The 25,138-nt window shown below is 57.1% G+C and carries 22 protein-coding genes; 6 read left to right on the top strand and 16 right to left on the bottom strand.

Annotated elements, in window-relative coordinates; translation table 11 throughout:
• Positions 1–76 precede the first annotated feature (76 nt).
• Positions 77–1,225 (bottom strand): hypothetical protein, encoded by a 1,149-nt coding sequence (locus DA075_RS35795; RefSeq protein WP_123834170.1) that lies wholly within the window; start codon positions 1,223–1,225, stop codon positions 77–79.
• Positions 1,226–1,956: 731 nt separating this feature from the next.
• On the opposite strand from DA075_RS35795, the gene DA075_RS35790 reads away from it, so the two are divergent.
• Positions 1,957–2,304, top strand: coding sequence for a hypothetical protein (locus tag DA075_RS35790; protein ID WP_123834168.1), 348 nt, complete (start codon positions 1,957–1,959; stop codon positions 2,302–2,304).
• A 105-nt stretch (positions 2,305–2,409) separates the two neighbouring features.
• A complete protein-coding gene (locus DA075_RS06015) occupies positions 2,410–4,809 on the top strand; it encodes a DEAD/DEAH box helicase family protein (RefSeq protein WP_099956436.1) in 2,400 nt (799 codons plus the stop codon).
• 681 nt (positions 4,810–5,490) lie between these two features.
• Here DA075_RS06015 and DA075_RS06010 read toward each other — a convergent pair.
• On the bottom strand, positions 5,491–5,955 hold the full coding sequence (locus tag DA075_RS06010) for a helix-turn-helix domain-containing protein (protein ID WP_099952442.1): 465 nt from the start codon (positions 5,953–5,955) through the stop codon (positions 5,491–5,493).
• Between DA075_RS06010 and DA075_RS35785 the strand changes: the two genes are divergently transcribed.
• Positions 5,942–7,048 carry a hypothetical protein gene (locus DA075_RS35785; RefSeq protein WP_123834166.1) on the top strand — a complete coding sequence of 369 codons (1,107 nt, stop codon included), beginning with the start codon at positions 5,942–5,944 and terminating at the stop codon, positions 7,046–7,048. The genes DA075_RS06010 and DA075_RS35785 overlap by 14 nt on opposite strands.
• A 271-nt stretch (positions 7,049–7,319) precedes the next feature.
• Here the strand turns inward: DA075_RS35785 and DA075_RS35780 are convergent, their stop codons facing one another.
• Positions 7,320–7,649 carry a hypothetical protein gene (locus tag DA075_RS35780; protein WP_123834164.1) on the bottom strand — a complete coding sequence of 110 codons (330 nt, stop codon included), beginning with the start codon at positions 7,647–7,649 and terminating at the stop codon, positions 7,320–7,322.
• Between the two features lie 446 nt (positions 7,650–8,095).
• Positions 8,096–8,620 carry a hypothetical protein gene (locus DA075_RS35775; protein WP_123834162.1) on the bottom strand — a complete coding sequence of 175 codons (525 nt, stop codon included), beginning with the start codon at positions 8,618–8,620 and terminating at the stop codon, positions 8,096–8,098.
• A gap of 411 nt (positions 8,621–9,031) precedes the next feature.
• Here DA075_RS35775 and DA075_RS06005 point away from each other — a divergent pair, with 411 nt between their 5' ends.
• Positions 9,032–9,925, top strand: a complete 894-nt coding sequence (locus tag DA075_RS06005; RefSeq protein WP_244936515.1) for a GIY-YIG nuclease family protein — start codon at positions 9,032–9,034, stop codon at positions 9,923–9,925.
• A gap of 124 nt (positions 9,926–10,049) precedes the next feature.
• Here the strand turns inward: DA075_RS06005 and DA075_RS35770 are convergent, their stop codons facing one another.
• The 8 genes from DA075_RS35770 to DA075_RS36430 all read right to left on the bottom strand — a co-directional run bounded on the left by DA075_RS35770 (position 10,050) and on the right by DA075_RS36430 (position 17,962).
• A complete protein-coding gene (locus tag DA075_RS35770; RefSeq protein ID WP_123834159.1) occupies positions 10,050–11,378 on the bottom strand; it encodes a hypothetical protein in 1,329 nt (442 codons plus the stop codon).
• Positions 11,379–11,423: 45 nt separating this feature from the next.
• A protein-coding gene (locus DA075_RS06000; protein ID WP_099952440.1) for an IS5 family transposase occupies positions 11,424–12,190 on the bottom strand; the annotation gives its coding sequence in 2 pieces (ribosomal slippage) (positions 11,424–11,875 and positions 11,875–12,190; 768 coding nt in all).
• 47 nt (positions 12,191–12,237) lie between these two features.
• Positions 12,238–13,899, bottom strand: coding sequence for an N-6 DNA methylase (locus tag DA075_RS05995; RefSeq protein WP_244936514.1), 1,662 nt, complete (start codon positions 13,897–13,899; stop codon positions 12,238–12,240).
• 600 nt (positions 13,900–14,499) lie between these two features.
• Positions 14,500–15,435 (bottom strand): tyrosine-type recombinase/integrase, encoded by a 936-nt coding sequence (locus tag DA075_RS05990; RefSeq protein WP_244936513.1) that lies wholly within the window; start codon positions 15,433–15,435, stop codon positions 14,500–14,502.
• A complete protein-coding gene (locus DA075_RS37375) occupies positions 15,360–16,202 on the bottom strand; it encodes a hypothetical protein (protein WP_244936512.1) in 843 nt (280 codons plus the stop codon). The genes DA075_RS05990 and DA075_RS37375 overlap by 76 nt, the downstream gene beginning before the upstream one ends.
• Positions 16,141–16,848: a hypothetical protein gene (locus DA075_RS05980; protein WP_174800064.1), complete on the bottom strand. Its 708-nt coding sequence runs from the start codon at positions 16,846–16,848 to the stop codon at positions 16,141–16,143. Before DA075_RS05980 ends, DA075_RS37375 begins: the two co-directional genes overlap by 62 nt.
• 255 nt (positions 16,849–17,103) lie before the next feature.
• Entirely contained in the window at positions 17,104–17,763 is a 660-nt protein-coding gene (nusG, locus tag DA075_RS05975) for a transcription termination/antitermination protein NusG (RefSeq protein ID WP_099952439.1), read from the bottom strand.
• 34 nt (positions 17,764–17,797) lie between these two features.
• On the bottom strand, positions 17,798–17,962 hold the full coding sequence (locus DA075_RS36430) for a hypothetical protein (RefSeq protein ID WP_164712215.1): 165 nt from the start codon (positions 17,960–17,962) through the stop codon (positions 17,798–17,800).
• Positions 17,963–18,361: 399 nt separating this feature from the next.
• On the opposite strand from DA075_RS36430, the gene DA075_RS05970 reads away from it, so the two are divergent.
• On the top strand, positions 18,362–19,066 hold the full coding sequence (locus tag DA075_RS05970; protein ID WP_244936511.1) for a S24 family peptidase: 705 nt from the start codon (positions 18,362–18,364) through the stop codon (positions 19,064–19,066).
• Positions 19,067–19,096: 30 nt separating this feature from the next.
• On the opposite strand, the gene DA075_RS05965 is transcribed toward DA075_RS05970, so the two are convergent.
• The 3 genes from DA075_RS05965 to DA075_RS05955 form a co-directional block, all read right to left on the bottom strand.
• The gene (locus DA075_RS05965; protein ID WP_099952438.1) at positions 19,097–19,489 is read right to left on the bottom strand and encodes a hypothetical protein; all 393 of its coding nucleotides are present in this window, start codon (positions 19,487–19,489) and stop codon (positions 19,097–19,099) included.
• A gap of 282 nt (positions 19,490–19,771) precedes the next feature.
• The gene (locus tag DA075_RS05960; RefSeq protein ID WP_099952437.1) at positions 19,772–20,701 is read right to left on the bottom strand and encodes an aldo/keto reductase; all 930 of its coding nucleotides are present in this window, start codon (positions 20,699–20,701) and stop codon (positions 19,772–19,774) included.
• A complete protein-coding gene (locus tag DA075_RS05955) occupies positions 20,698–21,597 on the bottom strand; it encodes a helix-turn-helix domain-containing protein (RefSeq protein WP_099952436.1) in 900 nt (299 codons plus the stop codon). Before DA075_RS05955 ends, DA075_RS05960 begins: the two co-directional genes overlap by 4 nt.
• A 163-nt stretch (positions 21,598–21,760) precedes the next feature.
• On the opposite strand from DA075_RS05955, the gene pobA reads away from it, so the two are divergent.
• Positions 21,761–22,936 carry a 4-hydroxybenzoate 3-monooxygenase gene (gene pobA / locus DA075_RS05950; RefSeq protein ID WP_099952435.1) on the top strand — a complete coding sequence of 392 codons (1,176 nt, stop codon included), beginning with the start codon at positions 21,761–21,763 and terminating at the stop codon, positions 22,934–22,936.
• 55 nt (positions 22,937–22,991) lie between these two features.
• On the opposite strand, the gene DA075_RS05945 is transcribed toward pobA, so the two are convergent.
• On the bottom strand, positions 22,992–25,088 hold the full coding sequence (locus tag DA075_RS05945; RefSeq protein WP_099952434.1) for a methyl-accepting chemotaxis protein: 2,097 nt from the start codon (positions 25,086–25,088) through the stop codon (positions 22,992–22,994).
• Between the last annotated feature and the right edge of the window lie 50 nt (positions 25,089–25,138).

Here is a 25,138-nt window from a genome sequence, read left to right as displayed (position 1 = left end):
CTGTGACCTTGCTGTGACCATAGCCGGCGTCAGCTGCTCGTAATTGCTGATATAACGTATCATAACTAGAGATTATCTACGTGCCTATGCTGGTTATAATGCGTACTACCTCTGGACTTGCAAATATCGCTTGCCCCCACTTTTCTATTTGCCTATATATTTTCTCCGCTTGATCGTCTCCAGACTCTTTACTCTCAATCAAATCAAGTAAACTTCGCTGAGCTATGACTATCGTATGCGTATTGCGATTGTCTTTGTCTCCAATAAACCTTATTATACCACCGATATGTCCGCTGTCTATCACTGCAGCACGGACAAATGATGCGATTTCTAGGCCGCTATCTCTATGTTTGGGATTGGCTTCTATACGAAAAATGAGATCAAGACCTCTCTGTCTATTATTGGAAAATGGGACTTTATGATCCCAGTTGTCCGTTAAAAAACCTACTGTTATGGCTCCATCCCACTTTGGAGTTCCGATTTCGAGAGCTATTCTTCCATAAGAGCTCGTTATCTTGCAGTCTTTGACATTTTTATGGGTGCTCGGTATGAATTTCCAATCATAATTATCTCGAATTCTCTCTAATAAAGATATCATGCGATTGGCAAGCCCATGTCCTTCAATGAAACCTCTCACCATATCGGCTTCGATGGGATCTGCTGGACTGAGATTATGGGTTTTCATGAATCCAAGAAACTCCGGTGCCAAACCCTGCGTGTCTGCAGCATTTCGTAATACATTATAAATTTGCTTCCAAGTGAAAACCATGAAACCAATATCAGGAAAATTTAGATTGAATTCATTAATTATATCTTGATTTAATGAATTCGGTGCAATGAATATCAGATGGCTATAATATAGCTGGCGAGCCAGATGACCATATTTGAATATCTGAGATTTGCTTGCGGGCGAGTCCCATTTATTCTCAACTAACAGCCCAAACTTACGTCCATCTGCGTGATAACCGGATATTTCCATGTCGGGATATATCGTATTTTTCTCACCTTTAAGTCGATGCGAAGCACGAGTATTAATAATAACGGAGTCGAAGTCGATGTCTTGGGAGAATATGGCTTGCATCCAAAGAGAGCAGCAATGCGCATTGCTGCGAATTACATGAGCAAATGCTTCCGTCAAAAAATTTTCCTTGGATGTTCGGCCGTCATTCGGGTGCCAGTTAAAGAGCGAGTTGAAAATATTATTATCCACTGAGATAGGCAGCATCTGACTTCCCGTTATCTCATGCAAGAATACGCTGCACTCGTTTTATCATAAAACGTATGTGTGGAACGTGCAACGCGCTAACTTTTAGGGCGACACCATCGTCCGCCGGGCTATAGCAGCATTGGCAAGCCGATAATGCTTTTAAGGCGCGTTGTAGCGGACCATTATCATTATGAGCAGACTGCGCCGACACGTCGTCCGGAAAGTTGCCAATAGGGTCGTATACGCATCGATACCATTATTGAATTTTCTACAATTAATACCAATCATCCTAGTGTGCATATGGAACGCAGATTATTAGCGCGCGACATATCGACAAAGCAACGGTTTAAAACGTAAAACGTCTCAAGTAGTTTCATGTTGAGGGAGAGTGAAGAGCATCTACGGTCAGTTACCCTTTTGGCTCTAGCACTCACTTTCAGTGAATAAAATACCTAACATAGCATGCTATGAAATGTGTATCAAGTCTGTATCCAATCATATTTACCAGTTGACAGCAGAACAGCAGCTTTGTATAAACGTCTTGTGGCTTGGGAACAAGTTTCTTTTACGGCTACATCGACACAGCAGCTGTTCAGTATCAATAATCTGATTTTGTTACATCAGCACGGGCCAGAGTTGTGGGCTATGCACACACCGAAGCCGTTTTACTCAATTACCATTATTGCTGGCTGCTGATACAGGCCCGACGGCAGCTATTAATATTTTTGAAAAGGAAAGAATCTTAACCTATGAACAAGATTAATATTATCGATCTACGAATTGATGCCCATGAAGCACTCAATGAGCAAGTCGATTGGCTATTCAAAAAGATGTTGATGAAAAGCGACGATGACGAATATAGAGAAAATAATCTCCTTGATGATCTATGTGATTTCTGGACTTTGATTGCTGCTCTCGGAGTTTTGTCTCAGTATAAAAGAGATAGAAATCCTAAATTTGAACAAAGTACCGAAATGATCCAGCGTGGTTTATCGGTCGCTTTGAAGCACTTAGAGCAAGACGAAGATGAAGAACGAGATCGATACTTAAAGCTGGTAAGAGGTTTAGCTGCCTACGGCGGAGGGTATCAAGTCTAGTAGCATCTAGTATTTAGGATAGCGACTTGGATAACTTTAATGTTGTCCAAGATCACACTTCATTGTCAACATTATCTGAATTTTATAGAGGTTTGAATTAATAAAATGCATAGAATTAAATATGTCTCGGCCCCATGCGGATCGGGCAAGACCCACGCTGTTATTAATAATATCGTGGAAGGCCGGTATGAGGAAAATCTCCTGCTTGTTCAACCCACAACGGAGCTTATCGATAATACTAATAACGAAATCACTCGACGCAGACCTTCCATTCATATCGAGATTTTTCATTCTGTTATCACGAAAGGCACGTCCGTAGCAAGTCAGCTGATTGAACGATTTCGCAACCCCTACGATGGCAATCACGTATTTATAACAACTCATGCGACATTCTTCAGCCTGCCCTACGTAGCTAATAAGGCAAAATATGATGTCGTTATCGATGAAGCTCCGGTTCTCTTGGAGCATTTCAATGAATCTCTGCCAGTCAATCACAGCATTATTACAAAACATTTGATTGTAGAACCCAAAGGATCTTCCTATGGGATATTAAAACCTAACGATGTGTTAGAGCTTAGATCGATAGCCGAAAATCGTAATAAGGATAGTATCAATCAGGTATTCTCGAAACTAGCAAAACTTGTGCTGTCGGCAGATTATATTTCATATGTCAGGCTTGATCAATATCAAAAACTTATTTCTGGGAAGGATAATAGGCGACTCGAGGTTTATAGCGTCCTGCAGCCAACTATTTTTTCTGGATACAGGTCGGTGACTATACTAGGGGCGCGATTTGAAGAGACAGCACTGTTTAAATACTGGTCTGGAAAAGGCGTTCACTTTGAAAATGATACTGATCTGGAATCACAGCTCCGATACACGGATCATAATAATGGTAATTTAGTTCGTCTGCATTACGGAACTGAAGATAACTGGTCGAAACACGCACGCGAAAAGAAATACCCAGAACTTCGTAAGAAGATGATAGATGCCTCAAAACTGATATTTGGGGAAAGAGCTTCTGTATGGAGTGACAACAATGACATGAAGAAGAAAGGTGATCTGGCAGATAATAATAATATTGAGCTTCCAGGAAAATCACACGGGCTTAATAGTTACCAGGACATTGACAATGCATTGATAATTCCGGCACTTAACAACAAGCCTGACGTTCAAAGGTTTCTCCGTGAAGTTCTCGATATATCGGATACTGACCAGAAAATCGAAATGACAGGCCATACGATCTACCAAGCACTGTCTAGGACATCAATACGAGACCCTAGTAATATTAATATGAAAGATTGGATCGTCGCGGACAGGGTTACGGCTGAATATATCGCCAGCATCTATCCGGGATCTACCATTAATAGTCTGGGATTGTTGATGCCTTCGGCATGCGTGCGTCGTGGACGCCCGTCGGTTCACAAAGATTCAAACCAAAGAAAGCAGGTAAGTAGAGAAAAGAAAATGAGAATGATAGCTAATCTCGACGAAGAAGAAATATTCGTCCGTGAAGATGATATTCAAGCCGTTTATTGGAGAAGAGAAAAATGCGACGTTTCTCCTATAAGGACTAATAGTTATTTCGTCGCAAATTTCAAAGGATCTATATTCAATACAATGTATGATAGGAAATACGGAGCACTAGCTGTCTTCACGGACGAAAAGTTCATTAGGGAGCTGAGGGAGTGCAGTAGGATCAGGTATGAGACCAAGGATCAAAATCTTCTCATCAGCCCTGCGTATTTCGATCCATACAAAGTCGTTGAAGCGTATAAATCGAAGGAAAACATCGTGTTTATTAAAGGTATCTGGATGGACGTTGATGGAGGTGACATGAAGCCTAAGGATTTCGCGGGTATGTTCCCCCATCTTCGTATAGTATGTTATAATACATTTAGCAGCACATCTTCCAATCTGCGTTATAGAATTTACATTCCAACCGATAAAGCAATGACAAATGAGGTATACACATTGATCATCAGGGAAATCATCTATGTAGTTGAATCATCAGGTTTCGCTTCGAAGAGCAAGACGGCGCCGAAGGCGAACCGAAGGTTCCATGGTATCGACCATAAGCGGAATGGATGCGACTTGTTCTATCTACCTTGTCAACCGCAGGATCCAACTGGTGCGTTTTTCATGGATTTCAAGAAGGATCGCAAGCCTTTAAAGGTCAAGGATTGGATCTTTCATGGTGTCAGTGAGGATGATGCTGCCTACCAGCCTGCACCCCCTCCCCTGTCGGTCTCTGACGAACTCACACCGGAGCAAGAGTTGAAGGTCGCCGATGCACTGAGGGAGTGGGACGCTGTGGGATCGAAACGAGGTAATGGTAACGAAGGTATTTTCAAACTCGGCCTCCGATTGCGACATGTTGGGCTGAGTGCATGGGGCCTAGAGACAGCCCTGATGCAAGCCGCGGCGAACGCCAACTCTCCGTCCGATAGGAAAGCAGATGTCAGACGCTTCATTCAGCGAGTGCGTCGAGGGTCGTTCGGCTGAAACCTGGGCTATATATTTGGGAAACGCTGACGTAAACGTCACAGTTAACTGTTGACTTGTTATGTAGATCATGCTACTATATAACAAGTCACCTAGGTGATGATATCTTTTCTCATCTAATTAGAAATCGCATCTTTATCAAGCGGCCTGACTAATTCTTTGGACAAAGATATAAACTCGCATCCTCTTACTTCCACGTATGAGGACTAATATAACAACTTAAATAGGTATGATATAATGATTGACGAAACTAACGATTGCAGCATCGATCTGCGCAACGAAACAATAGAAGTGTTTGAACTTGCGGTTCAGTATTACCTTTATAGGCACACATTTAATGATCTTACTGATGGAGTTGAGTTTGGATATAATATGCTCGCAGCTGAATATCGAGCCGGAACAAAGTGTATTGACGATCATATTAAAGATAATAAATTCATTAACATTGAATCAAGAAATCTTATATTGAGCTCGGTGAATGGTTTTTATCAAGGTGTAGTAGAAAGTTATCCCTTGCTTGCGTATGTTGTTAAAAAGTATCTTATTGCAAACAAGTATAAGCAATAAAATTACGAATTAAACTTACGTAGATGTAATAAAATAACTATTTGTAGGGGCGAGTGTATATACATGCACTGCCCCCGCTGCCATTGATAAGTTTTATATCATAAAACACAAACATCATTCTGAAGCAATCACTTCACTTTTATGGTTATTATACAACTCAATCATGTTCACAATGAACCTCAGCTCGCTTACATTCATCTTCGACATCAATATATCTGCTTTAGTTTTCAAGTCCAAAACGTCTCGATCTTCCGGCGATTGTTCGAACATGAAGCTAATATTGATTCCTGTCACATCACAAATTCGTTGGAGCGTATCTATGGTTGGCAAATTAATACCCCTCTCGATGTTACTGATCGCTTCTTTGCTCCGGTCAATGGATCCTGCCAGTGCCTCTTGGGTCAGACCGGCAGCTTCACGGGCTCGACGGACTCTCGTCCCTATAGCGTAGTTCAACGTCGCCTTCATGAAACGCAGTGTGACTACGTCTCTTCGGGTTGCCCACGTAGCAAACTCCGCTATGCTCCTCTTGAAGCGGATTTCTCTCCGTTTAAGGGGTATGGCGATGTCGACCATCATCCGGCGGCTAGCATTAGTAATAATTGCAATCGGGGCCGTCGCAGGTTCAGCGAGGGCACAGGAACGACAGGGCGACACCGACAGGCGTTTGGTGATGCCCTATGTGCGCGCAGCTACTAACTGTGTGACCTCGGCTGTCAGGGGCCGTCTGCCCGCCTCGCCGTCCCAGCCCCAGCTTCGGGCAGCGATCAATACCGTTATCGAAACACGCATATGCAGCGAGGCGATCTCAGACCTCGTGGCTCGATATGACAGCGTGTATGGCGGAGGACGTGGTTCGGAATTTGTGAGAGGGCCCTACCTGAGCGACCTCCCGAGAGCTGTGAAGGTGCGCCTGGCGGTCAATGAAGCGCCTGCAACGACGCAACCGACACCAGTCACCGCCCTCTCCTCGCCCATCTCTGAAATTAATAATAAAGATAGCAGGATCCAGCCTCAGTCATCAATAGTGAGTCCAATCACAGACGTGGAGACGCGGTCATACATTAATGGTAATTTCAAAACGACAGAAATCAATAACGACGATTTGAAATATTATCTGTCAATTGCATTGTCTGTGATGGTTGGAAGCACATTTATTTTGTTTGTAGTGGGATGTGGCTCGAGATACGTTGTCTTCAATTCGATAGGCGATGTAGGTATGACGGCTTCTGTATTCCTGACGCCTGTAGTAGTGCTTATAGCTGCCTCTTTGTCTTTCATTGCGTTCTCTCGCCGTGAAACTATGCCACCATTCGAAATAATCGCGATATCAAAATCAAATCCTATGTTGGCTTTAGTTATAATAGCGGGATGTCTAGTATGGATATGGAGTTTCTTCGGAACGATCGCCAGTTCCATATATTTCAACGGACCAATTGCGGGATCATTGATCGCTTGTATGAAGCTGTCTGCAACATTAATGTTAGTGATCGTATGGATTGGTTCGTTTTATGTTGAAGAGAATCACGGACCACGTCGATTAACCATTACTAAGATATTGCTAATCGGTTTCGCGATCTGGCTTGCATCGAAGTTTGTCAATGGTCCAAGAGTGATGGAAGCCCGAGTGAATAGTGGGGCTAGCGGTGACGGGGATCTTGTTCACGTGTGACCGTCCAGTGAGCAGAGACAGCTTTCTGAACTGACACGTCCTGTTGGACGTGAGTTGAGGTGCCCGAACGTGCCCCCTCCTTGACACGTGTCAGTCAGCCCCCTTTCGGTTGGATATCACGCCCCTCCTGGCATCTCAGAGTCAAAGTTACACGTTCTCCTCGCGACCGCCCGTGATACCATCCCGACGGGCAGCGATGGCAGGCATTCACCCTGGCGATTAGGTAGGAGAGAGTACTAGAATAGTAGCTGGCATGCTGGTGTTAGTCATCTTATTGATCACAGGCTTCCTCGTTTATAGGCTTACAGGAGTCTATATCGAAATCCGAACCCTTAGCCGCTGCTCTTTTCTCGGCATTACCAATCGCGTTTTCCATTGCTGCGGCGATGTCTTCACCTTGACCTTCGGCAATGATTGATCCACATCTCACCTCAAGTTGGCATGAGAAAGTTCTGCCTGTTCTTCTCCCAAAGGGCCCGACATAAATCACGTTCGGCTGGGAACGGGAGCCTAGGAGAGGAGCTGGACTGATAGTGTCGATTTGCACGGCAGGCGCTCCAATCATACCCATAACGACATACAAACCAAGAAACGCATTCATCTACACCTCCTAATAGGCTATAAATTCGTATGCATCGGCTTCGTAGGATGTCGAGACCCTGAAGAGTTTTTTTCCAGGTGTTCGGGGACTTGGGCCATCCTCAAAAATGAAATCAAGTCTCACTTTACCACTTACAGTCATCGATCTGTAGTCTGACGACTCTATTTCATCATTTTCGTTTAGTATTGATAGTAATATGTTTCCTTTGTGTATTTTTCCGTCATCATTAATAATCTTGCACGAGCCTGAAAGAGGCTCCCCAACACGCCAGCGACGCTTGCTGAGTCTGAGCTGTTCTACAGAACAATAGAGCGGCGTTGGACTGATTCCCTGCGCGCTTGTCAGCCCAGTTCCGAACGTTGCTCCAGCTAGAACGATTGCGCGCCTACTCAACCTGAGGCGATCTTTATTTCGGTATGTCATTGCAGGCTCCCCTCTGAACTTCTTTACCCACCGACTCGAAAATTAGTAGTAGCGACATTCAATGCCGAAATAACATTGAAATTTTTGTTTCCCTCAGACCTGGGGGCTGGCCCGTCGTCGAAGCTAATTGTTATCGTCGTACTTCTAGGAACAACGATTGTGATAGAACGAGAAGACTCAGTCCTTCCGCCCGCGCTGATCGTCAATGAAGTGCTACCATCCTGACCTTCAGACTTATTTTTGTTTTGCGAAATAAATCTTCCAACTAGATACTCACCGACTTCCCATGCTATTTTGGCAAGTTTTGGATTTTTAACGATGACGTTAACGAGCCCCCCAACGGCACCCCCTTGCCCATGACTTAGCCCCGGAGCCGCTGTAACGAGCCCTGTTGACAATATTCCCGTTACGAACGTTCTTCTACTAGCGAGTTTTTCTAATCTACTCTTATATTCTAATGACGTAAGAAACTCTGCAACTTCGATATCTGGCATGCCGACTGGTATGTCGTCTTCTATCACCCGGGCAGGGATGGAGATAAGCCGCATGTCAACCTCCAATCTCTCTACTTGGCTAAATTTTGTTGTAAAACATATTTTGTCAAGTGGTGAGAGTCGCCTTTTGAACGAAGGTCCGAATGTCCGGAGTTTCTGAAGTGATGAAAAGATACAAAAGTATCGATGGCTAAAATTTGGAACGTCAATTCGAATATATCGAAACCACAATTGGCGATCGCATCTTCTTCGATCGATATAATTGTTAAGTGTTGAAATAGGATTTATCATGCATATTATTTCTGAATCGATTTGGGTCGATCGATACCTATGTGGACGGCATGCAAAGCCTTAAACTCGGCAACGCGCCAAGATCCATCTGACGCACACTTGCGGCTACTCAGCCGGCGCTGCATCCTTGGCTGTTCGCAGGTCAGGGTGGGTGCATTGGTTCAAGGCCGGAGCGTGCGTCTCTATCTCGTCGATGGATCACCCACGGGCATCCTCACAGCAGAGATTATGAACTGGACGGGACACGCGCTGGTCGCTCCACGATCCCGTTTGGGTGAGGCCCTGAGCCGTGACGAGGCTAGCCGCACGGGCGTCTACTTCCTGGTGGGCGACGATCCTGACCAACCTACGAGGGCGCGGGTCTACGTCGGTGAGGGCGACAGCGTCATCGATCGTATCAAGTCCCATGCTAAAGACACATCGAAGGACTTCTGGAGCCGGGTCTGCATCGTCACGTCCAAGGATGCCAACCTAACCAAGTCCCACGTCCGCTACCTTGAACACCGTTTCGTAGAGCTGACGAAGGGCGCCGACCGAGCCAACCTCGCCAACGGCAACGAGCCCGGACGCAAGGCCCTCCCCGAGAGTGACATTTCGGATATGGAGTTCTTCATCTCTCAGGTGGAGGTGATTCTGCCAGTGGTCGGCTTCGATTTCCTCCGGCCCAAGGGACGCATCACCGCCCCTCCAGGTTCGAGCAAGGAGGCTAAGCAGGCCATTGCTCCGCAGCTTGAGCTGGTCTTCGCGAGTGACAAGCTTGGCTACAAGGCCATGGCAGTCGAGGTGGATGGAGAGGTGACCGTCCTCGAAGGTTCAACGGCGACCGCGAAGAGCGACTTCGCCAGCAAGGGGTACTCATCGCTACGTGACCAGCTCATTGCTGAGGGCCGCCTTGTGCCCGTGCCGGGATCGCAGCTACTGCAGTTCAAGGAGCCGGTGACCTTCACGAGCGCAAGCGCAGCAGCCGCGGTCATCGCAAACCGCAATACGAATGGCAGGACGGCGTGGCGCCTCGTGAGCACCGGTCAGACCCTCAAGGAGTGGCAGGATGCCCAACTTTGCAGTTAAGGCTGAGATGCCGGCCGCTCCACAGCTGTGACGTGCAATCCTAATTGCTATGGTTGGCGCTTGAGGTTGGTCGCGGAGTGGGTGAAGGCGCGCGAGGGGCACGGGCTTGACCGCGATCTGCCCCTTAGGAAAGCATCTCGTAAACCAGATCTCGAACCTCAGCGGCCGCAGGAGTTAGATCTAGCGCATTCCTAATATCTCTTCGTGCCGCTGAAAAATGTATATCCTTTCGAATTTCATAGGAAGCAGCAATGAGTGTGAGTTCACCGCCGAGGAACGCAAGCCTTGCATGCTTAGAGTTACTCGCGTCGTATTCTTGGATCGGAAGTTGCCATATATGTTTATGTACATGACGTTCATCTTTTCCATAAGACATAAGTGGTCTAAGCATCTCCGTTGTTGTCGGACAATTCAGAATACAACAAAGATAGTTTGCTTCTTCGACGGTTTGTACGTTGCACCAATAAAGATTGCTGTCAACGAATGTTTTTGGATCGTCCACTTTCGCTGCACTCAAGTGCATACCAGCTGTATTATATATAACCCGTATATGTGCCATCGGAAACTGTGAACTAAATTTACCCATATAATCAAGCTGTTTCATTAGAGACAGGTTTTCATTTGAGCGGTATGTATTCCATATGCGCTCTGCCTCGTTCCACCACGACGATAAACCTGGATAAACTTCTATTTCATCTTCGCCTTGCATCAAACGCTGTATGTCAACCGGGATAACTGCGTGCTGGCGACCGTAAATACGAAAAGGCAAAAGGTTTTCTCCGGAATAAAATGGCCTAATAAATCTCTCTTCCACAAATCCGGTTATGCTTGGGACTTCCTTCCAAGGTTTTTTCTCATTGACACTGCGCGAGGAAATCACCGAGTGAGTTCCCGCGACGTTACCAAGCAGTGGTGCTGGCCTTTTGTTAACTACAAAACAGACGCGTGGAGCAATGATAGCTCCTTGTCTGAATCTTGACATATATGGTGAGTTAATATTTCGCTGAAATTGAACAGCGACGCCTTGATTGCGTTGAATGTTTAGCTTTGCTTCACTCCATGAGACATTGCCTTGCAGCACCCGCCCAGACCATACTTCCATTGCGGTAGGCATTGCAGAGGCTAGATCACTTCTTGTGCCGAATATTACACTTGCCCCACGGGGGAAAAAATGAGGACGAATACGGCGAAGATCCCACGAAGTCTCGAATACGACTTGTGTCATATCATGGGCGCCTTCATAGATTCCAGTTCGGAATCCTCTATAGCTCTCGCGGTCAACAACTGCATTCGGCATCACCATGCCGAACCGACCGCCTATCCGTAAGTAGAGCTGTACAGCACGTGCGACAAACAATGCTGAAAGATCTTGATGCGTAGCGACTTCTGCTCCATGCCAGAGACCGCGTGCCTCACACATACGCTTAAATGTAGACTGCATGTTGGAGGTCATGTGCCGATAAGCCAGCCAGGGTGGGTTGCCGACTAGGGCCTGTCGTCACTTGATCCAGAGGAGCGTAGCGGCGAGGCAGAGGACGCCCATGAAGCTGACGGCAGTCTTCTCGTAGCGTGTGGCAACGGCCCGCCATTCCTTGAGGCGCGCCCACAGTCGCTCGACGATGTTGCGATTGGTGTAGATCCAGTCAGGACAGGCGAGCGGGGCCTCGTTGCTCTTGGTCGGGATCGCGGGCCGGGCCCCGGCGGTCCAGATCGCCTCGCGAAAGCCGTGGCTGGAGAAGCCACGGTCGGCCACCACCCACTTCGGCACCCCGGGCAGTTGATCGAGCAGCGGAAGGGCGTGGGGCAGTTCATGCGCCTGACCGGGCGCGAGGCGGAAACCGACGGGGCGGCCCCGTCCATCGGCGATCACGCAGGCCTTGGTGCCATAGCCGCCACGCGAGCGGCCAAGAGCTTCACGATGGTCTCGCTCGGCTCCAGATCCCCCCTTTTGGCCGCGCCCGCCGCCTTCTGGTGGGCTCGAATGTTCGTGCCGTCGAGAAACACCATGCCCAGCGCGACGCCGCGGCTCTGCACGAGGTCGAGCAGCCGCTCCCAGACGCCGGCGCGCGCCCAGCGGATGAAGATCTGGGCGGCCTGCCACCAGGGACCCAACTCGGCTGGAATGGCCCTCCAAGAGGCGCCGTTGTGATGCCGCCAGAGGATGGCTGAGATCGTGCGGCGCAGCTCTTGGGGCGGCGTCTTGCCTTTGGGCCGGCAGGCTTCCACCAGCGGTTCCAGTTCGGCCCACTGAGCGTCCGTCAGCATCGTGTCTCCTCGCTCAAAGCGGGGAAACGCTCATCCTCGCAGAGAGTTCAAGCGACAACAGGCCCTAGGACGTCGACCCTATTTGCTAAACGTGTCAGCCACATGGGTCGCGCGAGATTGCGCACATAGTATCCCCATATATGATCCCGCCCTTGATCATGAAGGCTACACATGATTCGGAATGTATGCTCAACGGTCTGGTGCGAAGCTTGCTGTATTCCAAGCCGTCGGAAAACCGGAGACATAGAAGGAACTTTGCTACCGGGTTGTCTGTTCGATGCCATATCAGCCATGCTCTGCACAAGCTGATCGAATACGTATGCGTTACTAAGAAGTATCTCAGGAAATCGAAGTTCTGCTGTAAAAAGCTCACGATTGTCTTCTACTTGTACAACGAGATTATCAGCTGACCATAAATCGGTCGCTTGCTCCTCCCATTGTACTGAGTCGCCTAAATACACAGGGATATGAATGGTTCCACGTTCAGGATGAGTTAGAAAATCTCTACCTATTGCAAGAATATATGTGACTCTGGCAAAAGTAACTGCTACTGGATGAAGGTCCATTCCGAATATAGATTTAGTGATACCTTGTATAATCTGAGGTACCGGAACATCATGTCTGACTGCGGTCGATATATATTTCTTAATTGCGTGGAATAAAAAAGTACCGGACCCGCATGCTGGGTCGAGCACTCGCTCTTGTAAGGGCTGCTGAACCGCTTCTTCCACTACTGCTTCTGCTAACCAATCTGGAGTATAATACTCTCCGAGCCGCTTCCTAGTCTCTGTGCCTATGATGGACTCATAAAGTACTTTCAGAACGTCTTGATTTACCGATCCCCAGTCAAATCGAGCTAAACGTCTAGCTAAAGATCTAGCAAATTCTTGACCTCTATTTAATTCAATAACCCAATCAAAGAAATCTTGTTCTACTACACCATATATTCCGCTATCTATAAACGTTTCACCTGCAAGCAGTCGCGCGGGATCTATTTGCTTGACATCAATGCCAATCACCGCATGGGCTATAATCTCAGCCGAATTGACTAATAACGTATGTTCAACAAAAAGTTCGTCCGTATCGTCGAACTGTGTACCCAATGTAGACGTGAGTAGGCGCGTCCATAACCCGCGTTTCATCTTTATAGACGGCAGGTTTTTATTTTCATTATACAATATAAGAAGTGTTGCTCTATCAAGAGCATGCGAACTACTGCCAGCGCCTAGACGAGCTGCTATCTCATTAGCTGTTGGACTAATGTTCTGAGCTGTAGCGAGAACCCCCTCTACCCATGCAAGAAGGCGAGGGAGATCATCTTCTGCGTTGCGGATCGTAATATCTGAAACCTGATGTAGCTTGCCAGCAGATAGATTGAAGCACAACCATTCGGCGCCGTCAGAAAGTATGCCCACATATCTACGGCCTGTTTGATTCGTTCTAGTCTCGACGTAACCGGCTAACTGGTTTATTGCTTCGTCCTTAGTTTTTCCACTTCGTAGATCGCGTTTCACCTCTATAACGGCCGATCCAAGTTCAATATCTATCCGGCGCCTGTCACCCAACGGTGACTCAAGAACTATATTCTCAATGTCGCCCTCACTTAGCGAGAGAGGGGCCGTAAGTAGAAACTGCCGTATGTCTGCTTGAACATCGGCTTCTGTTCTTACTTTCTGCCGGTCCATCAGCCGTTTAATAAGATCCTGCAACGAATGTCCTCCAGCAGAAGGCAGTGTGGCCGCAGCCCTATTTTCACCTTCATGGATAGTACGATTCCTTGGTTGACAATAGGTGTTTGATGGCCCGCAAAGGCCCACCCTTGACGCTTCCGGAGCGAGGGCAAGCGAAGATCGAGGCGCCTGGGGATATGCAAGCTCGCCTGGCTATGAGGCTGAACTATCATATCTCTTATGAAATGGCAGGCTCCCTGGGCTTGCTGTCTTGAGAAGGCGGACCGTAGAGTACGTCGGTCTGATCCGATGTCCCTGCCCCGCAGCCTCAGCACCTCCCCTCGCCTCATAGCTGTCTCCAGTCCAAGCTCGATCATCCGACAGATGGTGTGAGTTGCGGAATCGACTGAACGCCTCGCGCAGCTCAGCACATTCCCCTTGGTCCAGTCCCATTGAGCGTCCGTTAGTCGCCTGGGCTTGGTCGCGAGGGCGGATAGATTCTCGGGTGTCTGAGTGTCCCATGCATTCCGTGCGACATCGGAAGCGTGGCTCTGGGTTGCTAGTTCGCGGTGATGGTCGCCCGCTTGCGGTTGTGTCAGCCTTCGGCTCCCGTAGCTCGCCACCTTCCTGGTGAGGGCATTAGAGGAGATCATCGGCCGATGCTTCAGGACCAGCCGCGCTGCTACCTCCTTTCAAGCCCTGTGTATCCCGCGTCGCTAGTTTGGCAGCTACGTGTTCAGGCTTTGGGTGTGTATACCGGAACAGCATGGCCGGAGATCGATGACCGCTTACCATAGCCACCTCGGGCACGTTCAATCCAGCTTCAAACAGCCGTGATATTCCTTCGTGTCTGAGATCGTGAAAGCGAAGGTCGGGTATGCCCGCTCGCTTCCTCATGCGCTCCCATGCGAAACGGACTGCATTGTCTGAGATCGGAAAGACCCGCTCTGCATCTCGTTTCATAGCTGAGAGTGTCTGGATCGCAGTAGGTGATAGTGGGACCGTGCGTGGATGCCCGTTCTTGGTTCGAAGTATTTTGACCGTCCGAGCGTCGAAGTCGACATCTACCCAGCGGATCGATAGGAGTTCGCCTTTCCGCATCCCGGTCTCTATCGCCATGGTAATGAGAGGTCTTAGGTATGCGGCTGATGGTGTATTCAACGCGTCCTCAATCAGCGTTCCCTCGTTGTGTCTGAGTCTGCGTTCTCTCGATACGTTGCCCGTTGGAAGTTTGATCGAGCTAATTGGATTTCGAGGTAGTGCAATTCCCCACTCTCTGATTGCAACTTCAAAGCAATTATGAAGTACCGCGAATCGACGTTTCAGCGATGATGGTTTGAGGTGTTTTGATCTTTCATCGCGGTATGCACAGAGTTTGTCTGTTGTTAGACAATTAAGCTTTGTCTGAGCAATTGGATGTCTGAGAAGCGAGTTAAGATAGAATACCTCGCTCCGATGTCCTCTCTTGCGACTTGCTATCTCATCACGATATCGAGTGATCAAGTCTGAGAATGTGAGCTGGGTGATGTCGGTTGTCTGTGTCGCCAGCTCACCTCTGTCGGCTTGGATCTCCATCTGTCGTGCCCAAGCTTGAGCCTCTGACTTCTGAATGAATGAGCGACTAACGGACCCTTGCCCAGCCCTGCGTACCTGAACCTGCCATTTCCCGTTCCGTCTCCTGATCGTCGCCATAGCGTGTTCGGTCCCTGACTGTGACTGAGGCGTGACCGACTGACGAACTGCTGCTTCCTAGCGTGGCCGATATGGTAGGTAAGTGATTGAGAAGGCTGTAGATTACCGTGAACGCCGTCGACCGAGATCGGGTCGTCGAGGATCACCCGGTCGCCGCGCGAGCCGGTGATCGAGCCGGCCGAGACCGCCTCGCGCAAGCCGGTCGCCGTGGTCTCGAAGCGGCCCTTGCGGTTCTGGTCGCGGGTGAGCCGCACCCGTCCGCCCCACAGGTCCCGGTACCAGGGCGAGGTGATGAGGCGCCGGGTGCGCAGGTTGTCGCGCAAAGCCAGCCGCTCGGTGTGCGAGACCGCGACGGTGCGTAAAGAAGGGCGGTTCTTCGGCCCCCATTCCCAGGCCGGCCAGAACACGCCGGCGAGCAGGCTCTTCATCGTGCCGGGGGGCACGTTGATCAGGAGCCGGGTGATCTCCCCGGCGGTCACCGCTTCGAGATGGGCGCAGACCGCGTCGATGTGCCAGCCATGGATGTAGGGCGCGCCGGGCTCGATCACCGGCCAGGCCCGGCGCACGAAGCCCGCCAGGCTCTCCTCGCTATCGAGCCGGTCGAGGGCCCGGATCAGGGCCGGTGGGTTGTCGAGCCAGGCTCCCGGCATCGGAGACGCGTCCGGCTTGGGACAGGCGTTCGACGATGGCCCGGAGCTGGGCCCGCTGCCCCTCGTCGAGGAGGCGGAAGGCAGCTTCGGGGTCGGGGATCGCGGTCTCGTCACGGTGCCTCGCGTCCCCCTTGCCGTCCGCCTTGCCGTCCAGGTCCCAGGCCTGCCGCTCCAGGGCGATCCACAGCCGCGCCGCGGCGGCGAGGTCGCGCAGGGCGGCGACGCGCTTGTGGAGGATAGCCGCGCGGGCGAGCCCGCCCTCCTCCGCGCCGTCATCCGGCGCGGCCTCGGCCGTGGCGGCCTGGAGTTCGTCGAGGAGATGCAGGGTGAGGGCGGCGCCCTGCGCCACCACGATGCGGTGGCCGCCGAGCACGTCGCCCGGAAGCATCTCGCCTGAAGGCGCCTTGCTCATGGGCCCGTCACCCGAGGGGGCCATCTCAGAGGGGGCGACCCCCGGCAGGAAGGCCGGGGTCTCGCGCTTCCATCCTTCCGCCCGCGCCCGGCGCCGCAGCGTCGTCGGGCTGATGCCGAAGCGCCGCGCGATCGCGGGCCCGGCCTCCGGCTCCGCCCGATAGGCCGCCGCGATGCCCGCCCAGTCGATGACCCGCCGTGCCGAGAGCCTCTTGGTCGAGAATCTGTTGGCCATGTCGCCTCTTTGGGAAGTGGGAAGCGCGGCACGGCCCGGGGCTGACGGCTACCCCGAGGCCAGCGGACACGAGCCGCCCTTCGCCTCGGTGATGCCGTGGGCCGGGTCCGGGGACACATCCCCGCGTCGCGGGGCAGTCGAGCAGCCACGTCCCCGAGGGGCAGGCCGCAGACCCGGATAACCTGAAACCCTTGTACCCGCCCCGCCGATGTTCGTCAAATGTTCTCTTCGGCGGGGCGCAACTTTTCCGGCGGCTCAGTCCCGCGCGACCCGATCCTCGTCGAGCAGCACCGGGGTCTCGCGCCCGAACAGCGACAGGGCGACCCGGTAGCGCCGGCGGGCCGGATCGATCCCCTCGACCGTGCCGCGCAACGCCGCCAGCGGTCCGGCCGTCACCCGCACGTCGTCGCCGAGGGCGAAGAGCAGCGCCGTCACCGCCTCCGCGTCGCCGCCCTCCCCGCCACTGCCGTGGCCGGTGATCGCGTCGGCGAAGCCCTGGAGCACGGCGGGCGCGACGACCACGGCGCGACCGTCGCGGAACAGCACCCGGGCAATCCCCGGATGCCCTTCGACCCGCACGAGGTCGTCGTCGTCGCGCAATCCGACGAACAGCGTGCGGTGCAGGAGCGGCACCCGGACGGTGCGGTGGCGGCCTTGGGCCGAGGTCAGCTCGATCTCCTCCCGCGGCTCGAAGGTGGGGATGCCGGCATCGTCGAGGTCGCGGGCCGTCCGGGCGGCCCAGCGCGGCTTCGTCTCGGCGACGAGCCAGACCCGGTCGGCCGCCAGCACGATCCGGGCGGGCCGGATCCGCCGGCGGCGCCGGCGGCGGATCTCGGCTGTCCTCGCCGCCGGCGGGCGGTCATGCGCCAGGGCCTCGCGGCGACGGCGGGCGATGCGGCGTTTCTTCCCGCTCACGCCGCCCTCCCCGGCTGCCGCAGGGCGGTTCCGGTCAGGCCTCGCCGGGGCGATCCGGCGGCGCGTCGGGCGGGGCGATCCGCTCGCGGGCGGCCTCCCGCGTCAGCGCCTCGGTCGCGCGCACGATCCGGGCGCGCACCATCAGGAACAGGCCGACCCCCGCGGCGAGGGTCCAGAGCACGATCAGGGCAACCTTCATGCGTCCCTCCTGCACCGGCGCGGCGCGCGGCGCGACGGCTCTCCCTGGCGTCGCGCACCCGTTGCGGCGATTCGCCGCCGGAGCGATCAGGGCAGTCCCGGTTCGGATCGTCCGCCGCCGGCCCTGCCTTGCGCCAAGGAGCGGCCCCCTCGTCAGCGGCTCCCTCGTCAGCGGACCCGTCGTCGGGCAGCCCGCGTCTAGCGGCGAGGAAACGGTGGACCATCGGAGGACTCCCGCAACGAGGGGTACGGCGCCAGGCTGCCGCTGGGTTAGGGTGCAGGACGGGACCGGGATGAACAACGATGCTTGCCCGGTCCTGGCCGCGGTCCTTGCGGCAGCGGTAGCTACATGATGTAATGATTTTGCTCAATACCTCAAGTGTCGGGGAATTTCGCTGAGGTGATACAGTCGGGAGAGAACCGGGTCCGGGCCGCGCAAGGGGAGCGGCTGCGGCAGGCGCGCATCGTCGCCGGCTACCGCTCGGCGCGGGACGCCGCTTTGCAGAATGCCTGGCCGGAGAGCACCTACCGGGCGCACGAGGCCGGCACCCGGACCATCGGCCAGGACGATGCCGAGCGCTACGCCGCGCGCTTCCGCCGCGACGGCGTCGAGGTCACCGCCAAAGGTCTCCTGTTCGGCGACGACGATGCGCCGGAACAGCCCGCCGAGGGCGGCCAGGTCGTGGGAGTGAAGGGATTGATCAGTGCCGGCGGCTTGATCGACACCGGGGACGAGCAGCCCGGGCCGGGGGGCGACCTCTTCCGCATCACGGTGCCGTTCCCGGTGCCCTACGGCACCATCGCGTTCCGGGTCGCCGGCCTGTCGATGTATCCGAAATACGAGCCGGACGACGTGGTGCTCTGCGCCGAGGCGGGAGAGAGCCCGGAGCGCCTGCTCGACCTCTACGCCGCCGTGACGACGGCGGAGGGGCACCGCTTCCTGAAGAAGATCCTGCGCGGCTCGCAGCGGGGCACCTACCACCTGGAGAGCCACAACGCGCCGCTGATGCCCGATTGCCGCCTGTTCTGGGCCTCGGGCATCATCAGCACCGTGCATGCACAAGCCTGGAGCCGGTTCTGCACCCGCTCGAAAGCCGGCGGGTAGAAGGATCGCTGCGTCGTGCAGCGATCGTCGTCAGTCCGCCTGCGCGACCCGGGCCGTGCGGCGCTGCGCGGTCCAGCGGCCGGAGCACAGGGAAGAGACGTTCCAGGTGCCGGAGCCGGAATTGGCCTGGAGCCGGCCCGAGGCGGCGCCGCTCGTCGCGCCGTGGCGGACGGTGAGGCCGACATGGCCGTCCGGCCCGATGCGCCCGCTCACGGTCGCACCGCCCTCACCCGTCGAGGCGACCCGGACGTCGCCGTCGGCGATCGCGAGCGAGACGGAGTAGCGGCTGTCGCACATGCCCGATTCGGTGACGAGCTGCACCGACCAGGTGCCGTTATATCCCCGCCCCTCCGCCGCCGCCGGCTGCAGGCTGGCCGGCAGGGCGGCGCACAGGACGAGAGCGGCGACGGACGACTTGAGCATGGAACCCCCGATGATTGGTCGAGCCCGGCCGAAGGATCGAAGCCGGCTCGCTTCTTGACGCGTGGCAGGATGGTGCGCGTGGACCGCGACCGCCCGCGGCGCGAACATGGACGGTCGCGCGCTGGACGAGAAGCGATGTGGATGGGGGATCATTAACACAGGCAGAACGGCAGCAATATGGCGGGGCGGAGCGCTCTTGTGGGCGGATCGACTGGGCTATGGCCGCGCTTGCTGCCGTAAAGCTGTCTGGCGACTTGGCCGGTGTTTGCGTTCAGCTTGGGTTCAGCCCGGCAGGGTCGCGGCCATGCGCTTCCGTAATGCCTCGTCCGGCAGCGGGCCGGTGCCGGCGCGCAGGTTCGCCGCCATGTGGCCGGGATCGGCGGTGCCGGGGATGGCGCAGGTCACGGCCGGGTGGGAGATCACGAATTTCAGCAGGATCTCCGCCCAGGAGGCGCAGCCGAGTTCCGCCGCGTAGTCCGGCAGCGGCGTCTGCGCCAGGCGGCGCAAGAGCCCGCCGCCGCCGAAGGGACGGTTGACCAGCACCGCCACGCCGCGTTCCGCGGCGAGCGGCAGCAGGCGCGTCTCCGCCGCCCGGTCGTCGAGGGCGTAGTTGATCTGGAGGACATCCAGCCGCTCGGCCCGCAGCACCGCCTCGACGGCGTCGTAGGCGCTCTCGGTGTAGTGCGAGATGCCGAGGTAGCGGATCCGCCCCTCCGCCTTCCAGTCCCTCAGGGTCGGCAGGTGCGTGCGCCAGTCGAGCAGGTTGTGGATCTGCATCAGGTCGAGGCGATCGGTGCGCAGGAGCTGGAGCGAGCGCGTCATCTGCGCGAGTCCCGCCTCGCGGCCGCTGGTCCAGACCTTGGTGGCGAGGAAGGTCCGCTCGCGGGCCCCGGCCTCCGCCACGAGGTCGCCGGTGACGCCTTCCGCCCGCCCGTACATCGGCGAGGAATCGATCACCCGGCCGCCTTGGCGGAGCAAAGTCGCCACCACCTCGCGCAGGGGCGCACGCTCGGCGGGCTTCGCCCCCACGTCGAAGCCGCGCCAAGTGCCGAGCCCGATCACCGGCAGGGGCTCGCCGCTCGCCGGGATCGGCCGCCGGTGCAGCTCCGTTCCTTGCGCGGCGGCCCCGCCGCCGACCGCCGCCGTCAGCGCGGCGCCGAGGAAGCCTTGTCGGGTGAGCCCTGGCCGGGTCAGTCCGTTCTCTCGCGTCATCGCGTCTCTCCCCTGTCCGCGCCGCGCCTGTCGCGAAACGCCCGCGGGCATTCGCCGGTGCCCTTGGCGAAGAAGCGCGAGAAATAGGCCGGGTCGGTGAAGCCGAGGCTGTAGGCGATCTCGGCGATGCCGAGATCGGAATAGAGCAGGCTGCGCTTGGCCTCGAGCAGGCGGCGCTCGCGGATGATCCGGCCGGGGCTCAAGCCCGTCACCGCCCGGCAGGCGGCGCGCAGCCGCGCCTCGGTCACCCCGAGATCCTCCGCATAGGCGGAGAGCGGCCGCTCGCGGCGGTGATGCGCCTCGACGGCCTCGCGGAAGCGGGCGGTGAGCAGCGCCTGCGGGCCCGGCGGGGCCGGCGGCTCGCGCGTGGCGGCGAGACGGCGCAGGCCGGCGACCAGGAGCAGCATCAGGTGAGCCTCGACGGCGCCGCGCCGTCCCGGCGCCGCCCAGGCGAGCTCCCGGGCAAGCTCGGCCAGGGCCTCCTCGACCGGGCCCGGCTCCGGCAGGGTGAGCGAAGCGGGGCCGGCGAAGAGCGCCGCCAGCTCCGGCTCGCGCCCGCACAGGTCGCGCAGGTAGCGCGCCGAGAGGGTCAGCACCGCCCCCACCGTGCCGTCGGCGAAGCGGAAGCCGTGGGCGGTGCCGGCCGGGACCGCCAGCAGGCACGGCGCCGTGAACGCGGACCGCTCGGCCTCGGCCCGCATCTCGCCGCCGCCCTCGGCGATGAGCAGCAACTGATGCAGGCTCGAATGGACGTGGGGGCGGATGGTCCAGCGGTTCGGCCGGCTGCGATCGTCCAAGGCCTCGATGTGCAGGAAGCGGTCGTCGGCATCCCGGGGTGCCTCCCCGTAGAGGAAGAAATGCGGCACCGCAGGGGGTTGGGCAGGATCGAGGCGCATCGCGGGCGGGCCCTGGCGGGACGGGCGGGGACTTCGAAAAATCCAACTTTTCCCTCGCCCCGTCCATCGTCAACCGGGCTGGCGCGGTTCACCTTTCCGCCATCGAGCGTCCACCGCCGAGACGGTGGCGCCAAGATTCAAGGAAACGCTCAAGGACACGCGGATGCGCACGAAGGTCGCCATCATCGGCGCCGGCCCGGCCGGCCTCTTTCTCGCCCACCTGCTGGCCCGCGCCGGGATCGACGCGGTGGTGCTGGAGCGGCGCACCCGCGACTACGTCGAGGGCCGGGTGCGGGCCGGCGTGCTGGAGCAGGGCACCGTCGCGTTGATGGAGCGGCTCGGCCTCGATGCGCGGCTCAAGGCCGAGGGCCTGGTCCATACCGGCACCAACCTCGCCTATGACGGCGAGATCTTCCGCGTCGACATGGCGGCCCTGACCGGCGGCGCGGCGGTGACGGTCTACGGCCAGCAGGAGGTGATGCGCGACCTGTTCGACGCCGCCGGGCCCCGCGGCGTCAGAATCGTGTTCGAGGCCGAGGACCTGCGGCTCGACGGCCTGAACGGCGACAGCCCGAGCGTCACCTACGTCAAGGACGGGGCTGCACACACCCTCGCCTGCGACTTCGTCGCGGCCTGCGACGGTTTCCACGGCGTCGGGCGGGCGGCGATCCCGGCCGACGTGCTGAAGGTCTACGAGCGGGTCTATCCCTTCGGCTGGCTCGGCATCCTGGCCGAGGTGCCGCCGGTCAACCACGAGCTGATCTACGCCAACCACGCCCGGGGCTTCGCGCTCGCCAGCATGCGCTCCCCGACCCGTAGCCGCTACTACGTCCAGGTCGGTCTCGACGAGCGGATCGAGGACTGGCCGGACGAGCGCTTCTGGGACGAGGTCGAGACGCGCCTCGGGCCGGAGGCCTCGGCCGGGCTGGTGCGCGGCCCCTCCTTCGAGAAGAGCATCGCGCCCCTGCGCAGCTTCGTCGCCGAGCCGATGCGCTACGGCCGCCTGTTCCTGGCGGGCGACGCCGCCCACATCGTCCCGCCGACGGGGGCCAAGGGCATGAACCTCGCGGTCTCCGACGTCGCGATGCTCGCCGAGGCCCTGAACCTGCACTATGCCGAGCGCGACGCGTCCGGCCTCGACGGCTATTCCGCCCGGGCGCTCGCCCGGGTCTGGAAGGCCGAGCGCTTCAGCTGGTGGTTCACCGGCCTCACCCACCGCTTCCCCGACATGGACGACTTCGCCCGGCGGATGCAGGTGGCGGAGCTGGCCTATATCCGCGGGTCGCAGGCGGCGCAGACGGTGATCGCGGAGAATTATGTCGGGCTGCCGCTGCGCTGAGCCGAACCGTCCTCGGCACGGTGGACCGAGAGCGGGATCTGCATCGTTTGGTGCCTCAGGCGGCGCGCACCCGCGCGAGGAAGCGCTCGACCTCGGTACCGAGATGCTCGGATTCGCGCGAGAGGTCGGAGGCCGAATCCAGCACCTGCCGGGCGGCCAGGCCGGTCCGCTCCGACGCCCGGGCGACGCCCGCCACGTTGCCGGTGACCTCCTGGGTGCCGGCCGAGGCCTGCGCCACGTTGCGGACGATCTCCTGCGTCGTCGCTCCCTGCTCCTCGACCGCCGCCGAGATCGTCGCCGTGACCGTACTGATCTCGCCGATGCGGGTCGTGATCGCGGTGATCGCCCCGACCGCCTGCTCGGTGACGACCTGGATCTGGCCGATCTGCTGGCTGATCTCGTCGGTGGCCTTGGCGGTCTGGGTGGCGAGCTCCTTGACCTCGGCGGCGACCACCGCGAAGCCACGCCCCGCCTCCCCGGCCCTCGCCGCCTCGATCGTCGCGTTGAGGGCCAAGAGGTTGGTCTGCGAGGCGATGGTCGCGATCATCCCGACCATGTCGCCGATCCTGCTAGAGTTGCGCGTCATCTCCTGGACCAGCCGCATGGTCTCGTCCGCCTCGGCCACGGCCCGTCCGGCGAGATCGGACGAGGCCACGATCTGCCGGCCGATCTCCTGGACCGAGGAGCCCAGCTCCTCGACGGCCGCCGCCACGGTGTCGACGTTGGTGGCCGCCTGCTCCGCCGCGGAAGCCGCGGAGGTCGACTGGCCGGCGGTCTCGGTCGCGGTGGCGGTCATGCTCCGTGCGGTGCCCTCGAGAGCGGTCGCCGAGGCCGAGACCTTGGCGACGACGGCGCCCACCGCCTCCTCGAAGGCATTGGCGACCGCGCGCATCCCGGCGCGCCGCTGCTCCTCGGCCGCGAGACGGGCCTGCTCGGTCTCGCGCTCCAGGGCGCGGCCGCGCTGCATGGTGTCGCGGAAGACCTCGAGCGCGGCGGCCATGCCGCCGATCTCGTCCCGGTGATGCGCGCCCGGCACCGCGACGGCGAGATCGCCGTCCGCGATGCGCCGGGTCGCCGCCGCGAGGGTATGGATCCGGCCCGCGATCCAGACCTGCGCGATCGCCGCCCCGATCAGCGTCAGGAGAATTCCGGCGATCGCGAGCGTGCAATGCACCGCGAAGGCCTGCCGGGCCCGTGCCGTCTCCGCATCGGCGGCGGTCGCCGCGGCGTCCATCAGGGCGAGCGCCGTCGCGGCGATGGCCGACTGCCCCTTGGCGGCGCCTTCGAGCCACGCATCCATCGGGGCGATGCTCGGCTTCCGCCCGGCCTCGACGGTGGCCAGGATCTCTGCCCGCTGTGACCCCAGGACCCCCTCGAAATACTCGGCGGTGGCGGTCCGGTAGGCGGATTGGACCAGGCCCGAACGGTTGGTCGAGAGCAGGGTTCCGACGAGATCCCAGGTCGTCCGTCCCTGGATCTCCCGGGCGCGCAGGGCCGGGCCGTCCGTCGGCAGGGGCAGCCGGTCGCCGGAGAGCAGCATGTTGACCGCCAGGAGCTGCTGCCCGGTCAGGTTCCGGAGCGACCCGATGATCGCCTTCGTGGCGATGGTCGATTCCTGCACCGGGTCGAGCTGCCTCAGGGTGGTGTCGGCCTGGGCCGACATCGTGTCGATCAGGGTGAGCAGGCGCCCGCCGACCTCGTTCAGCTGGGCGAACAGGGCCTTGTCCCGGCCGGCCATCGGCCGGTCGAGATCGGCGTCGATCCGGCCGCGCAGAGACCTCCAGGATTCGGCGGCCGCCGCCAGCTCCTCCGTCGCGGCGGCGAGGGCCGGATCGTCGATGGAGCGCGAAGCCGCCGCCGCCTCGCCCAGCGCCCGATCCACCGGCCCGCGGGATTCCAGCGCCACGCGCCGCGACACCCGGTTCGCTTCCGGTGCGAAGCCGAGGCCGGTCATGCTCCAGCCGCGCTCGCTGCGGAAGGAGGCCAGGCCTTCCAGCATGGACCGGCTGAGCTTGATGTAGCGCCCGGTCAGGTCCGCTTTCTCCTTCGCGCCGAACGCGGCGCTCAGGTTATAGACCGAGGAAACGACGATGATCGCTCCAAAAATAAATATTATTGCTCCGAGTACGTTCCGGACAGTCAGATAACGCATGGTGAAGCTTTCCCCGATCTAGGGGGAGTAATAATATGTCCTTGTTAAAG

Origin of the sequence: Methylobacterium currus (assembly GCF_003058325.1) — a bacterium.
Taxonomy (GTDB): Bacteria; Pseudomonadota; Alphaproteobacteria; order Rhizobiales; family Beijerinckiaceae; genus Methylobacterium; species Methylobacterium currus.
This window is presented reverse-complemented; position numbering and strand designations above follow the sequence as displayed.